The sequence below is a fragment of the Corynebacterium sp. zg-331 genome (genome assembly GCF_014267345.1).
Classification (GTDB): domain Bacteria; phylum Actinomycetota; class Actinomycetes; order Mycobacteriales; family Mycobacteriaceae; genus Corynebacterium.
On record NZ_JACMYD010000001.1, the window covers coordinates 396,872 to 410,455 of the forward strand.

14 protein-coding genes are annotated in these 13,584 nt (G+C 67.3%); 12 read left to right on the top strand and 2 right to left on the bottom strand.

Annotation, left to right across the window (positions count from 1 at the left end):
• A complete protein-coding gene (locus H7347_RS01955) occupies positions 1-825 on the bottom strand; it encodes a hypothetical protein (protein WP_152820774.1) in 825 nt (274 codons plus the stop codon).
• 38 nt (positions 826-863) lie between these two features.
• Between H7347_RS01955 and rimP the strand changes: the two genes are divergently transcribed.
• The 10 genes from rimP to H7347_RS02005 all read left to right on the top strand — a co-directional run bounded on the left by rimP (position 864) and on the right by H7347_RS02005 (position 10,663).
• Positions 864-1,412 (top strand): ribosome maturation factor RimP, encoded by a 549-nt coding sequence (gene rimP, locus H7347_RS01960; protein WP_152820775.1) that lies wholly within the window; start codon positions 864-866, stop codon positions 1,410-1,412.
• Positions 1,409-2,407 (top strand): transcription termination factor NusA, encoded by a 999-nt coding sequence (gene nusA, locus H7347_RS01965; protein ID WP_186337114.1) that lies wholly within the window; start codon positions 1,409-1,411, stop codon positions 2,405-2,407. The genes rimP and nusA overlap by 4 nt, the downstream gene beginning before the upstream one ends.
• A 131-nt stretch (positions 2,408-2,538) precedes the next feature.
• Positions 2,539-2,850, top strand: a complete 312-nt coding sequence (locus H7347_RS01970) for a hypothetical protein (RefSeq protein ID WP_152820777.1) — start codon at positions 2,539-2,541, stop codon at positions 2,848-2,850.
• A gap of 233 nt (positions 2,851-3,083) precedes the next feature.
• Positions 3,084-3,413 carry a YlxR family protein gene (locus H7347_RS01975; RefSeq protein WP_152820779.1) on the top strand — a complete coding sequence of 110 codons (330 nt, stop codon included), beginning with the start codon at positions 3,084-3,086 and terminating at the stop codon, positions 3,411-3,413.
• A gap of 114 nt (positions 3,414-3,527) precedes the next feature.
• Positions 3,528-6,368, top strand: coding sequence for a translation initiation factor IF-2 (infB, locus tag H7347_RS01980; RefSeq protein ID WP_186337115.1), 2,841 nt, complete (start codon positions 3,528-3,530; stop codon positions 6,366-6,368).
• A gap of 137 nt (positions 6,369-6,505) precedes the next feature.
• Positions 6,506-6,952, top strand: coding sequence for a 30S ribosome-binding factor RbfA (gene rbfA, locus H7347_RS01985; protein ID WP_152821292.1), 447 nt, complete (start codon positions 6,506-6,508; stop codon positions 6,950-6,952).
• 6 nt (positions 6,953-6,958) lie between these two features.
• Positions 6,959-7,924 (top strand): bifunctional oligoribonuclease/PAP phosphatase NrnA, encoded by a 966-nt coding sequence (locus tag H7347_RS01990; RefSeq protein WP_186337116.1) that lies wholly within the window; start codon positions 6,959-6,961, stop codon positions 7,922-7,924.
• Complete coding sequence (locus H7347_RS01995) at positions 7,921-9,222, top strand: MATE family efflux transporter (protein WP_152820781.1); 1,302 nt, start codon at positions 7,921-7,923, stop codon at positions 9,220-9,222. Before H7347_RS01990 ends, H7347_RS01995 begins: the two co-directional genes overlap by 4 nt.
• The gene (locus H7347_RS02000) at positions 9,219-10,013 is read left to right on the top strand and encodes a metallophosphoesterase (RefSeq protein ID WP_370513884.1); all 795 of its coding nucleotides are present in this window, start codon (positions 9,219-9,221) and stop codon (positions 10,011-10,013) included. The genes H7347_RS01995 and H7347_RS02000 overlap by 4 nt, the downstream gene beginning before the upstream one ends.
• Positions 10,013-10,663 (top strand): 4'-phosphopantetheinyl transferase, encoded by a 651-nt coding sequence (locus H7347_RS02005; protein ID WP_152820785.1) that lies wholly within the window; start codon positions 10,013-10,015, stop codon positions 10,661-10,663. The genes H7347_RS02000 and H7347_RS02005 overlap by 1 nt, the downstream gene beginning before the upstream one ends.
• Before the next feature lie 5 nt (positions 10,664-10,668).
• Here H7347_RS02005 and truB read toward each other — a convergent pair whose 3' ends face one another.
• Positions 10,669-11,559, bottom strand: a complete 891-nt coding sequence (gene truB, locus H7347_RS02010; protein WP_152820787.1) for a tRNA pseudouridine(55) synthase TruB — start codon at positions 11,557-11,559, stop codon at positions 10,669-10,671.
• A 30-nt stretch (positions 11,560-11,589) separates the two neighbouring features.
• On the opposite strand from truB, the gene H7347_RS02015 reads away from it, so the two are divergent.
• Together H7347_RS02015 and H7347_RS02020 are read left to right on the top strand one after the other, a co-directional pair.
• The gene (locus tag H7347_RS02015) at positions 11,590-12,552 is read left to right on the top strand and encodes a bifunctional riboflavin kinase/FAD synthetase (RefSeq protein WP_186337117.1); all 963 of its coding nucleotides are present in this window, start codon (positions 11,590-11,592) and stop codon (positions 12,550-12,552) included.
• 28 nt (positions 12,553-12,580) lie between these two features.
• A complete protein-coding gene (locus tag H7347_RS02020) occupies positions 12,581-13,549 on the top strand; it encodes a nucleoside hydrolase (RefSeq protein ID WP_186337187.1) in 969 nt (322 codons plus the stop codon).
• Positions 13,550-13,584 lie beyond the last annotated feature (35 nt).

Below are 13,584 nucleotides of genomic sequence, written 5' to 3' on the forward strand. Positions count from 1 at the left end.
TTATTGGAAGCGGCCCGCGTGGGCCGCGCCGGTGATGGCCAGCGCGAGCCAGCCTGACCCGTTGCCGGGGGCGGCCGCCGCCGCGGCCGTCCAGGAATCCACCGCCTGGGCGATGGCGGCCGCCACGAAAGCCTGGGCGGAGGCGGCGTCCGTGGGGGAGGGCACACCGGTGATCAGGTATCCCGCCTCCGCCACGGGGACGTTCCCGGTGGGTTCCAGGGCGGTGGTCAGGGCCGCGATGCGCTCGTGGATGGAGGCGGTGAGATCGTCGAGATTGCCAGCGCCAAAGGCCCTGGCTACCCCCACCCCGTAAGCCAGGGCGTGTTCCCGGCGCAGCACCTCCCGTGCGGCCTCGGCGGAGAGGGCATCCTGGGCGAGGTCGGCGTTACGCGCCGCGGATTCCACGTCCGTGGTGCCCGTGGCCTTGGCGAGGGCGATGGCCTGCTCGGCGGCCAGCGGGCGGGATTCTTCCGGGAGGGAATCGAAGGCCGCCAGGATCTGCTCCAGGCCCGTGTGCTCGGGGGCCTCGGCGGGATCGTCCTGCCCGGTGGCGCAGGAGGAGGGGGTCGTGCCGTCGGGGAGGGTGCCACAGAGCCGGGCGACCTCGGCGTCAAAAATCTCGGCTTGCTTCCTGCGCAGCGCGGCTAGCGGGGGGTCGGTGGTGGCCAGGCGATCCGCGTCGGCACGCGCCCCGGCCGCCAGGGAGCTCACTGCGGCATGGGGCCGCGGGCCAAAGAAATCATCCACCGCACAGCCGCCGAGCAGGGTGGCGGCGAGGCCGGTGGCGAGGACGAGGTGAGCGCGGGAGGAAAACCGGAGTGACACGTGCATTGACCATACCGGCTGCGCGCTAATCTTGGGTCATGCCCTTTCCTACTCCGGAAGAAATTACCGCTCTCGCCCGCCCTGTAGTGGAGGCCCACGGGCACCCCATCGAAGGGGTTCGTATCAACCGTGCCGGAAGGAAATCCCTGGTGGCCGTCATGGTGGATGCGGACTCGGATACCCTGGAGACCATCTCCGGCGAGTTATCGGCCTTGTTCGATGCCGCCGAGGAGGCCGGGGAGTGCAGCTTTGGCCCCGGCTACACCCTGGAGGTATCCACACCTGGCGTGGATACCCCGTTGAGCAGTCCCCGGCACTGGAGGCGCAACCGGCATCGCCTGGTCTCCATCACCCAGGAGAAAGGAGGGGAAGCCGTTCTGGGACGCATCGGCGCCCTGGCGGAGGACGAATCGGCGGTGATCCTCGTGCGCAAGGAGGGCAAGACTCTGATGGTGAGCGCGCAGCGATTGGATCGGGAACTCACCGCGGTGGTACAAATTGAGTTCGCACAGCCGCCGGCGGAGCAGATCGCACTCACCGGCCTTTCATTCGACGAAGCCATGCAGTGGCAGGAGGAGCACAAGTGAATATTGATCTAGACGCGCTTCAGGCGATCGAGAATGACCGGGGCATTCCCGTCGATGAACTCCTCCAGACCGTGGCGGCGGCCCTGCTGCATGCCTACCGCACCTACCGGGGAACCCAGCCTGGTGAGGCCGAGCGCGCCCGCGTGGACATCGATTCTCGTACCGGCGCGGTCAGCGTGGTCGTCACGGAGTACGAGGAGGATGGGTCCGTCTCCTCCGAATATGACGATACCCCCGCGGGCTTTGCCGGCGTGGCGGCCCCGGTGGTGCGGAGCTCCCTCATCAAGCGGCTCCGCGAGGCGGAGACCGGCGTGGCGTACGGCAATTACCAGCAGATTCAGGGCACCGTGGTCTCCGGCGTGGTGCAGCGCGACGCCTACGCCAACCAGAAGGGCATCGTGGTGGTGGAGCTGGGCACGGAGCTGGATTCCCAGGACGGTATTCTGCTGCCCGCCGAGCAGCTTCCGGGCGAGAAGCTCGCTCACGGCGATCGCGTCAAGGCCTACGTGGTGGGCGTGAATCGGGGCGGTCAGCGGCTCCAGATCAACCTTTCGCGCACCCACCCGGAGTTGGTGCGCGGGCTTTTCGAGCTTGAAGTGCCGGAGATCGTGGAAGGATCCGTGGAGATCGTGGGCATCGCCCGCGAGGCCGGGCACCGCTCCAAGGTGGCCGTGAAGGCCCGCTCCCGCGGTCTCAACGCCAAGGGGGCCTGTATCGGCCCGCGCGGTCAGCGCGTGCGCAACATCATGGACGCCCTGGGGGGGGAGAAGATCGACATCATCGACTACTCCGAGGATCCTAAGAAGTTCGTGGCCAACGCGTTGTCCCCCTCCAAGGTGGTGCGCGTGGAGATTACCGACGCCGAGGAGCAATCCGCCCGCGTGGTGGTGCCGGACTACCAGCTCTCCCTAGCGATCGGGAAGGAGGGGCAGAACGCCCGCCTGGCGGCGCGGCTCACGGGCTGGAAGATCGACATCCACTCGGATGCGGAGTAAAGAAGCCGCATTGCTCGCCCTGATCTGTGCGAAACGTGGAGGGGCAGTGACTGTTGACACTGTCTCCCCGTTTCCCTAGATTGGGAGGCGTTGATGTTTTGGTCCACATTGTTGTAAAGGAGAACTCTCTCATGTCCTTGTCTCTTCGTCGCGGTATCGCCACCGCCTGTGCCTCCGTCCTCGCTCTGGGTTCCGCCGCCGTAGCTGCTAGTGCTGGCGAATCTCCCGCCGGATACGAGGAGCACCAGTTCTCCGGCTCCTCTACCTCCGTGGCCGCCTTTGAGAACTGGTTCGCGGGCGGCGAGTTCGTTAAGCCCGAGGAGGAGACGCGCGACCTGCGCCAGCTGAAGGTTAATGAGTACGAGACCGCCCAGTCCGGTGACATCGTCTACAAGGACGATCAGGGGCGGTTCTGGGTGAAGAAGGACGCGGTGGTGCAGTAAACCCACGCGGGGGTCATCGGGGAAGGAGCGGCGGTGGTACTTCCACCGTCGCTCTCGTCGTGTTGCGGGGACGAGGAGTTGCGTTCTGGGCCGGCCCGCGCGGGGATTATTCGGGGTGCGACGATAGACCGGGGCGTACCTAACTACAAATTCTATGATTCGTCGCGTACACTGTATCCCGGCCCTGGTAGCCACGGGGTTCGGTTGTGCATGGAAAAATCAGGCGGAAAGGGATGGGATTGACGCGAACAAGTCCGATCCGCACCTGCGTTGCCACCCGGCAGCGTCACCCCGATTCTGAGCTTCTGCGCATGGTCGTGTGCCCCCAGGACGGGCGGCGGATCGTTCCCGATCCGCACCGCACAGCCCCTGGGCGTGGTGCGTGGATCACCCCGGACCTTGCGGCATGGGAGCTTGCTGAGAAGCGTCGCGCGATTCCGCGCGCGCTGAAGGTGCCCGTGGATACGGACACGAGTGAAGTTCGCGTCTTCCTGGAACGCCTCGCGGCGTCGCCAGGGGTTCGCGGGACGGAACAGAAACAAGGAAAGAAGACCGAACACTGATGAGCACACGATGAAGCATCAGCGATGAACGTCAAGAACCAGGACTAGGGACTGGAAGTATCCCGGCGACTTCACGGGTACTTCGCGGTTCTTAGTACAACACTAAGGAGAGAAGTGCCCGGAAAGCTACGTGTACACGAGCTGGCCAAGCAACTCGGTATTACCAGTAAGGAACTGCTCGCCACGCTCAAGGAGCAGGGCGAGTTCGTCAAGACCGCTTCGTCTACCATCGAGCCCCCGGTGGTGAAGAAGATGCGCGCGCATTATGAGGCGGTCTCCGGCGCCGGAGACAAGGCCGCTGCCGGAGCGCCCCAGGCGGGAAAGACTGCGGCCAAGCCCGGCCCGAAGCCGGGCCCCGCGGCCAAGAAGCCCACCGCCCCCACCCCCGGGGCCAAGCCCGGCTCCGCAGCGAAGCCCGGCCCGAAGCCGGGGCCTGCGACGCAGCAGGCGGAGAAGAAGCCTGCCGCTCCTCGCCCGGCGGCCAAGCCCGGCCCGGCCTTCCAGACCGCGCGCGGCGCGCAGGCTTCCCCGGATGCGGGACGACCCGTGGCCAAGCCCGGCCCGAAACCGGGCCCCGCGGCCAAGAAGCCCACCGCCCCCAAGCCGGGGCCGACGGGGCAGGAGATGCCCCGGCCCGGTCAGCCTCGCGCCAAGCAGGGCGGGGCGGAACGTCCCACCCCGCGCTCGATGCCCAAGCCCGGCCCGAAACCGGGGGGCCGCGCCCCGCGCGTGGCCAACAACCCATTCTCCACGGGTGGAAACGATCGACCGGCACCGCGCCCCGGCGGTACCGGGGGCAACCGGAACGGTGCCCCGCGGCCAGGGCAGCAGGCCAAGCGTTCCGGTGGCTCCCTGCGGCCAGGCGGTTCGGCTAAGGCCCCCACGCCGGCGATGATGCCGGCACATCCGAACCCGAACCAGATGCCGGCTACCTCCGCTAACGGTGGTCGTGGCGGTCGTGGCGGTAATAACCGCGGCAACGGCCCGACCGGCGGCGGGTTCCGCGGCGGTCGCGGTGGGCGTCGTGGCGGCACGGCGGGTGCCTTCGGGCGTCCGGGTGGTGCTCCGCGCAAGGGCCGCAAGTCCAAGCGTCAGAAGCGCAACGAGTTCGAGGCTATGAAGGCCCCGAACGTCATCGGTGGTGTCCACCTGCCCGACGGCGGCGGCAAGAAGTTGCGCTTACGCCGGGGCGCCTCGCTCTCGGACTTCGCGGAGAAGATCGGTACCGACGCCTCCTCGCTCGTGCAGGCTTTGTTTAACCTGGGCGAGATGGTGACCGCTACGGCCTCCGTCTCCGAGGAGACGCTCAAGCTGCTGGGCGAGGAGATGAACTATACCGTCGAGGTGGTCTCCCCCGAGGACGAGGATCGCGAGCTGCTGGAGTCCTTTGACCTTCAGTTCGGTGAGGATGAGGGCGGCGAAGAGGATCTCGCCCAGCGTCCTCCGGTGGTCACCGTCATGGGTCACGTGGATCACGGTAAGACCCGCCTGCTGGATACCATCCGCAACGCCAATGTGGGCGGCCGCGAGGCCGGCGGCATCACGCAGGGCATCGGCGCCTACCAGGTCACCGTGGAGGCCGAGGGCGGTGATCGCACGATCACCTTTATCGATACGCCCGGCCACGAGGCCTTTACCGCCATGCGTGCCCGCGGCGCGAAGTCCACGGACATCGCCATCCTGGTGGTGGCCGCCGACGACGGCGTCATGCCGCAGACGGTGGAGGCGATCAACCACGCCAAGGCGGCCGACGTGCCGATCGTGGTGGCGGTGAACAAGATCGATAAGCCGGAAGCACAGCCGGATAAGATCCGCGGCCAGCTCACCGAGTACGGCCTGGTGCCCGAGGAGTACGGCGGAGACACGATGTTCGTGGACATCTCGGCCAAGCAGGGGCAGAACATCGAGTCCCTGTTGGAAGCTGTGCTGCTCACGGCGGATGCCGCCCTGGATCTGCGCGCGAACCCGGAGATGGACGCGCAGGGCACCTCCATCGAGGCGCACCTGGATCGCGGCCGTGGCCCGGTGGCCTCGGTGATCGTGCAGCGCGGTACCCTGCGCGTGGGCGATTCCATCGTGGTGGGCGATACCTACGGCCGCGTGCGCCGCATGGTGGACGAGCACGGCCAGGATGTCGAAGAGGCTGGCCCCTCGCGTCCTGTGCAGGTGCAGGGCCTTAACGGTGTGCCCGGCGCCGGCGATAACCTGCTCGTGGTGGAGGACGATCGGGTGGCGCGCCAGATCGCCAACCAGCGCGACGCTCGTCGCCGCAGCGCCGAGGCCGCTCGCAACCGCAAGCGCGTCTCCCTGGAGGATCTGGACGAGGTGCTCAAGGAACACTCCACCCTCAACCTCATCCTTAAGGGCGATAACGCCGGTTCGGTGGAGGCCCTGGAGGACGCCCTGCTCAAGATTGAGGTGGATGATGAGGTTCAGCTCAACATCATCGATCGCGGCGTGGGCGCGGTGACGCAGACGAATGTCACGCTGGCGGCGGCGTCGGACGCAATCATCATCGCGTTCAACGTGCGCTCCGAGGGCAAGGCCACGGAGGAGGCCAACGCCGAGGGCGTGGATATCCGTTACTACACGGTCATTTACCAGGCCATCGACGAGGTGGAGTCCGCGCTCAAGGGCATGCTCAAGCCCATCTACGAGGAGCGCGAGGTGGGTGCCGCGGAGATCCGTCAGATCTTCAAGGCCTCCGCCGTGGGTCTCATCGCGGGCTGCATGGTCGAGTCGGGCAAGGTACGCCGCAATGCCAAGGCGCGTCTGGTCCGCGACGGCAATGTCATCACCGATAGCGCTACCATTGACTCGCTGCGACGCGGCAAGGACGATGCCACCGAGGTCTCGGCGGGCTACGAGTGCGGTATGGTGCTTTCGTACCCGGACATCGCGGTGGGCGATCAGATCCAGGTTTACGAGATGGTGGAGGTGCCGCGCGAAGCATAAACGCGCACCCGTGCGTTTCGTTGCAGCGGGCCTACCGAGATGATTGCATCACGGTAGGCCCGCTGCCTTCTTATCTGGGTGGCGAGGTAAAATGCCGTGGCATTGACCTTGTGAACACGGAGCGAAAGGGGAACATGATGGCTGATCAGGCGCGTGCCGGGCGGATGGCCAAGCGCATCCAGACCATCGTTGCCACCGCGTTGGAGCGCCAGATCAAGGCTCCCCGGGTGGAACTCATCACGATCACCGACGCCCGCGTGACCGGCGATCTCCACGACGCTACCGTGTACTACACGGTGCGCGGGGAGAACATCGGCCAGGCCCCGGACGAGGAGGCTGCGGCGGAGACTCTAGGGCGGGTTCGCGGGCAGTTGCGCAAGATCGTGGGTGAGGAGCTGGGGGTGCGCTTTACCCCCACCTTGAGCTTCGCGCTCGATACGGTGCCGGAGACCTCCGCCCACATGGAGGAGGTGCTGGCCCGGGCCAAGGCCCGGGACGAGGAGCTGGCCCGGCTCAAGGAAAAGGCCACCCCGGCGGGGGAGGCTAACCCCTACAAGAACGCCGATGCCGCAGAAGGGCACTAACCGCCAGTGGCAGAGCTAGAGCAGGTAGCCGCGTGGCTGAAAGCCGCCGGTAGTGTGGTGGTGATTGGTCACTTACGCCCGGACGCGGACGCGATCGGCTCGGTGACCGCCCTGGTGGCGGCGCTGCGCCAGCGGGGGCAACGAGCCCAGGGGATCGTTGGCCAGGACCCGCGCTTTGCGGAAAATCTCTATACCATTCCCGGGGCACGGGAGCTGTTGCGTGGGGCGCGCCTGCCCGAGGCGGACGTCTATGTGGCGGTGGACTGCGGTTCCCTGGATCGTACGGGCTTACTCGCCGAACAGCTCCGCGAGCGCTGCGACCGGCTCGTCGTGATCGACCATCACGCCTCGAACCCCGGTTTCGGGGCGCTCGATTGCGTCGTGCCGGGGGCGGAATCGACCACCACGATCCTTTACGATCTCTTTCACCTCATGGGCGTCGAGATCGATACCTCGATCGCGCATAGCCTCTACGCCGGGTTAGTCACGGATACCGGGAGCTTCCGCTGGGGCAGCCCGCGCATGCACACCATCGCCGCGGATCTGCTGAATCGGGGCGTGGCGGCCCGACGGATTAGCGCGGATCTGTTGGATCACGCCTCCGCTCATGACCTGAAGATGGTGGGCACCGTGCTCGCGGGCATCGACGTGCTCCACATCGATGGTCTCCGCCTGGCGCTCCTGGTGGCCGAGCACCGCGATGTCCTAGGGCATTCGGCCTCGGCGGTGGAGTCGCTGGTGGATTTCGTGCATTCTCTGGACGGCTGCCAGCTGGGGGTGGTATTCAAGGCCACGTCGCCGCGCACCTGGGCGGTGTCTCTGCGCAGCGATACCCTGGACGTATCCCGGATTGCGACGGCCCTGGGCGGCGGCGGGCATCGCCCCGCGGCCGGCTATACGGCGGTGGGGTCGCGCGACGAGGCCATCGATGATCTTATCGCGGTGCTGCGAGAATATAGCGAGAAAGCATGAGCGCGCCCGCACCCGGCCGGGAGGTGACGGCGAAGGACGTCTTTGCGCTCGCCGTGCCGGCCCTAGGGGTCCTGGCGGCGACCCCGCTGTATTTGTTGCTCGATACCGCCGTGGTCGGGCGCCTGGGTGGCCTGGAGCAGGCGGCCTTGGCGGTAGGCACGACCATTCAATCCCAGGTGACCACCCAGCTGACCTTTTTGTCCTACGGCACTACCGCGCGTGCTTCCCGTCTTTTTGGCCAGGGCAGACGGGCCGAGGCGGTGGCCGAAGGGGTGCAGGCAACCTGGGTGGCCCTGGCAGTGGGGGTGGCGTTGACCCTGGGCGTGATCGTTGGGGCGCCCGTCCTGGCGGGGTGGCTCGGCGGTAGCGAGGAGGTGGCACGCCAAGCCACCGCCTGGATGCGACTGGCCGCAGTGGGCATCCCGCTCACCCTGATTGTCATGGCCGGTCACGGCTGGCTCCGCGGTGTGCAGGATACCCGCCGCCCCCTGTACTTCACGCTGGCGGGGGTGATACCCGGCGCGCTCTTGGTGCCCGTTCTGGTGGGGCGCCTGGGGCTGGTGGGCTCGGCGGTAGCCAACCTGTTGGGGGTCAGCGTGTCCGCGTTGCTGTTCCTGGGGGCCTTGGTGCGTGAACACCGCGGGCCGTGGCGGCCGCAGTGGGCGATGATTCGGAGTCAGTTGGTGCTGGGGCGTGACCTCATTGTGCGTTCGGCCTCCTTCCAGGTGGCCTTTCTCTCCGCGGCCGGGGTGGCGGGGCGGTTCGGCGTGGCGGCCCTGGCTGCGCACCAGATCCTGCTGCAGCTGTGGAACTTCCTCACCTTGGTGCTTGATTCCCTGGCGATTGCGGCTCAGACGCTGACCGGGGCGGCCCTGGGCCAGGGCACGGTGCGGCGGGCGCGCGCCGTGGGGTTGACCATCACGCGCTATTCCTTTCTTTTCTCCTGCGGGCTTGCGGCCTGCTTTACCGTGGGGGCGGGGGTGATACCGGGAATCTTTAGCTCGGAGGAAGCGGTGCTTGGGGAGATTCGCGGGCCGTGGTGGCTGATGATCGCCATGATCGTGATGGGTGGCGTCCTCTTTGCCCTCGACGGAGTGTTGCTGGGGGCCGCTGATGCCGCGTTCCTGCGCAACGCCACGGTGGCGGCGGTGCTCTGCGGTTTCCTACCCGGGGTGTGGCTGGCCTATGCCTTCCACAGCGGGCTGGTGGGGGTGTGGTGCGGCCTGGTGGCCTTCATCGGGCTGCGCCTGGTGGCGGTGGTTTGGCGCTTCCGCTCGATGAGGTGGGCGGTGACGTGACCGGACCGACGCTGTGGGCGGTCTCCGATCTTCATGCCGCCGTGCCGGCTAATCAGGATCGCGTAGCGGCTCTGCGGGCGCACCACCCCGATGATTGGCTCATCGTGGCCGGGGATGTGGCGGAGAACATGGACCTGGTGATAGACACCCTAGGCCTGCTGCGCGCGCGATTTGCCGAGGTGATCTGGGCCCCGGGTAATCACGAGCTGCTCAGTCGCGCCGGTGATGAGCACCGGGGGCGCGGGCGGTATGCGGAGCTGGTGCGCCGGTGCCGGGAGATCGGCGTGCATACCCCGGAGGATGAGTATCCGGTGTTTCAGGGCAGCGCGGTGGCTCCACTATGTACCCTTTACGATTACAGCCTTGCCCCCGCCGGGGTGACTCGGGACGGAGTGCTGCGCGCAGGGCGGGCGCTCATCGATGCGGTCGCCCTGGAGCCCTTCGTGGATGTTCCGAGGTGGTGTCGGGAGCGCCTGGCTTACAGCGCGAGCAGGCTCGCCGTGCTCCGGGGCAAACCCACGGTGCTGGTTAATCACTGGCCCCTGGTTCGTGAGCCGGTGATGCGCCTGGGGATACCAGAGCTATCCCTGTGGTGCGGTACCGAGCACACGAGGCATTGGCCGCAGCGGTATTGCGCCCGCGCCGTGGTGTATGGGCACCTGCACCTGCCGGGGGTGACCCGGGTGCGTGGCGTCGCACACATCGAGGCCTCCCTGGGCTATCCCAGGGAGCGGCATTCTCGCTCTCGGCGCCCGTGGCCCTACCCGGTGCTGGGAGGGCAGGCGCGGTGATGGACACGCTCTTTGGATCCTCGGTGCGGTGGCGCCTATTGCGGGTGGGGGAGGTCGCCCTACACCGATATGCGGCCCTGCCCGCCGCGGAGCGGGAGTTGGTGGCGGGCGCGGTGGACAAGCGTAAGGCGGAGTTCGGGGATGCGCGGTGGTGCGCCCATCAGGCTCTAGCGGGCTATGGGGTGCCTGTGAGCACGCCGATTCTGCGGGGGCCTAAGGGGATGCCGCTGTGGCCGCGGGGCTTTACCGGCTCGCTCGCCCATACCGAGGGGCTGCGCGTCGCGGCGGTGGCCCCCCGCGCGGAGGTGCGTGCGTTGGGGCTGGACGTGGAACCGGCGGCCGCGCTGCCCGAGGGCGTGCTGGAATCCATCGCGCTGGGCTCGGAGCGGCACGTGGTGCGGCGGTGGCGTAGGGAGGGCAGGACCTGGGCGGATCGCTTGCTGTTTTGCGCCAAGGAGGCCACTTACAAGGCCTGGTTTCCCCTGACACAGCGCTGGTTGGACTTCGACCAGGCCGAAATCGATTTGCACCCCGGGGGCACCTTTACCTCGCGCCTGCTTCATGATGCCGCCCCCCTGCGGGCGTTCCAGGGGCGGTGGGTGGTGCGCGAGGGCTATTGCTGCGCGGCGATCACGGTGCCGCGCCCGTGATCGCCCTAGAGGGTGGAGGGCCGGGCCACGAAGACGGTGGCCAGGCGCGATCCCTTCTCCCGGATGAGCGCTATGCTGCGCCCCTCCGGGTCCACCGCGGCGTGCACTCCGCTGAGTCCCCGGGGCTCTAGCCATTGCCCCTTTGCGAGGGCCTCGGCCTCGGCGTGGGTCACCGCCACGGTGGGGTAGCAGCGGGGCAGGGCCTGATCCAGAGTGAGGCTCAGCCGGGGGTTTTCGGCCAATTCGTCGAGGGGCGCTGCGTCCGCCAGGCTTAAGGGGCCCACCTCGGTGCGGCGCAGCGCGGTGAGGTGCCCGCCTACTCCCAGGGTCGCACCCAGATCGCGGGCTAGGGCGCGGATGTAGGTGCCGGAGGAGCACCGTACCTCCACATCGAGGTCGGTATCCCGGCGATCGAGCAGGGTAAAGCGCGAGACGGTCACGGGGCGGGGGGCGATTTCGACCTTCTCGCCGGCGCGGGCACGGGCGTAGGCGCGCTGGCCATCGATCTTGATGGCGGAGAAGGAGGAGGGGCGCTGCATGATGTCCCCGGTGAGGGCGGCGATCGCGTGCTCGATGCGCGGGGTGTCGAGCGCGCGCAGGGCCTCGGTGTTAGCCTGCGCGGTGATCTCCCCCTCGGCATCGTCGGTGGTGGTAGCCTGCCCCAGGCGGATGGTAGCGCGATAGGCCTTGGTGGCGGCGGTCAGGTGGGCGAGGAATTTGGTGCCGCGCCCGATGCCGGTCACTAGTACCCCGGTGGCCATGGGGTCGAGGGTGCCCGCGTGCCCCACCTTTTTGGTCCCCATTGCCTTGCGGAGTCGGACCACAACGTCGTGGGAGGACAATCCCTGGGGCTTGTCCACCACTACTATTCCTGAGCGCGCGAGGGGATCCATCATGCCCCGTAGTGTATGTCGTAGTCTAGGTGCGTGAATATTTGGTACGGGCTTGCAGCCGTTCCCTCTGATCTCGCCGCCTCGGTGGTCACCATCGGGGTATTCGATGGGGTGCATCGGGGACATCAGCACCTGCTCGGGCGCGCGGTGGAAGAGGCGCGCGGGCGCGGGCTGCCTTGCGTGATGGTGACCTTCGACCCCCACCCCGTGTCGGTGTTCCTTCCGGAGCGAACCCCGGCGCGACTGACCTCGCTCGATGAGCGGTTGCGCCTGGCCGGTGAGCTGGGGGTGGACGCCGTGCTGGTGGTCAACTTTACCTGTGAGCTGGCGGGACTTAGCCCACGCCATTACTTCACCTCGCTGCTGGTGGACACGCTCAAGGCCGCCGCGGTGCTGGTGGGGGAGAACTTTACCTTTGGCAAGGATGCCGCAGGCACCGCGCAGACGCTGCGCGAGCTGGGCGAGAGTTACGGTATTGATCCGATTGTCGTGGGTCTCTATCACGATGGCGGCCAGCGCCTCTGTTCCTCCCTGGTGCGCCGCTACCTCAGCGAGAGCAATATCGAGGGTGCCAACTGGGCCTTGGGGCGTCCCTTTCGGGTGACGGGCAAAGTGGTGCACGGCGCGGGCCGCGGGGGCAAGGAACTAGGCTACCCTACGGCCAATCAGTATTTCCCGGAGTACATGGCGCTGCCCGCCGACGGCGTGTACGCGGGTTGGCTGACCGTCATGGATTCGGGGCCGATCGCGGGAACCATGGTGGCCGGCCGCCGGTACCCGGCGGCCATCTCCGTGGGCACCAATCCGACCTTTGGCGACGAGCCGCGCAGCGTGGAGTCCTTCGTGATCGACCAGGAGGCGGATCTCTATGGGCATACCGCCACGGTGGAGTTTGTGGCGTACGTGCGTCCGATGGTGAAGTTCTCCGGGGCGGAGGAGTTGCTCGCGGCGATGGAGCAGGACGTGGGGCGTGCCCGGGGGATTCTCGCGGGATAAAGTATGGGGTGACCGCAACCGAAAAACGATCGGCACAAGGAGTGCATCCCGTGGCCCGAAAATCATCCTCGACCTGGATACCGGCGTTGATGACGCCCTGGCTTTGGCCTATGCGCTGGGTTCCCCGGAACTCGACCTCATCGGCGTGACCTGTACCTACGGCAACGTCCTCATCGAGCAGGGGGCCGCCAATGACCTCGCTTTGCTCGATCTGCTGGGCCATTCCGAGGTGCCGGTGTTCCTGGGCGAGCCGCACGCGCAGGCTAAGGAGGGCTTCGAGGTACTCGATATTTCGGCCTTTATCCACGGGAAGAACGGCATCGGCGAGGTGGAGATCCCGGCCTCCCCGCGCGCGGTGGAGGGGCGTGCGGCGGTGGACTTCCTGGTGGACTCGGTGCGCGAGCACGGCGACGACCTGGTGATTGTGGCCACCGGGCCGATGACCAACCTCGCCGCAGCTATCGCCCGAGACCCGGGCTTTGCTCGTCACGCTCACATCGTCATCATGGGCGGTGCGCTCACCGTGCCTGGCAACGTCAACGCCTGGACGGAGGCTAATATCAACCAGGATCCGGAGGCCGCGGACGCGCTACTGCGCTCCGGGGCGGACGTGACCATGATTGGCCTCGACGTGACGCTGCAGACCCTGCTTACCTACGAGGAGACGCGTCAGTGGCGCGCGTTGGGCACCGAGGCGGGGCGCGCCCTGGCGGACATCACGGATTATTACATCAAGGCCTACGAGACCACCGCCCCCTACCTCGGCGGCTGCGGCCTGCACGACCCGTTGGCGGTGGCCGTGGCGGTGGATCCCTCCCTAGTCACTCTGTTGCCGATCAACCTCAAGGTGGATCTCGAGGGGCCCACGCGCGGGCGCACCATTGGCGATGAAAAGCGGCTCAACGATGCCGAGCACACCTCACGAGCCGCGGTGGCGGTGGACGCCCCGCGCTTCCTCGCGGAATTCATGGAGCGTATCGGTTCGGTCCTGTGCTAACCTACCGATCCGCTGTGCGGGGCGAGGTTTCGGCG

Coding starts and splice junctions, on each gene's coding strand:
- rimP (WP_152820775.1), top strand. CDS start 864: ATGCCCTTTCCTACTCCGGAAGAAATTACCGCTCTCGCCCGCCCTGTA.
- H7347_RS01970 (WP_152820777.1), top strand. CDS start 2,539: ATGTCCTTGTCTCTTCGTCGCGGTATCGCCACCGCCTGTGCCTCCGTC.
- H7347_RS01975 (WP_152820779.1), top strand. CDS start 3,084: ATGGGATTGACGCGAACAAGTCCGATCCGCACCTGCGTTGCCACCCGG.
- rbfA (WP_152821292.1), top strand. CDS start 6,506: ATGGCTGATCAGGCGCGTGCCGGGCGGATGGCCAAGCGCATCCAGACC.
- H7347_RS01995 (WP_152820781.1), top strand. CDS start 7,921: ATGAGCGCGCCCGCACCCGGCCGGGAGGTGACGGCGAAGGACGTCTTT.
- H7347_RS02005 (WP_152820785.1), top strand. CDS start 10,013: ATGGACACGCTCTTTGGATCCTCGGTGCGGTGGCGCCTATTGCGGGTG.
- truB (WP_152820787.1), bottom strand. CDS start 11,559: ATGATGGATCCCCTCGCGCGCTCAGGAATAGTAGTGGTGGACAAGCCC.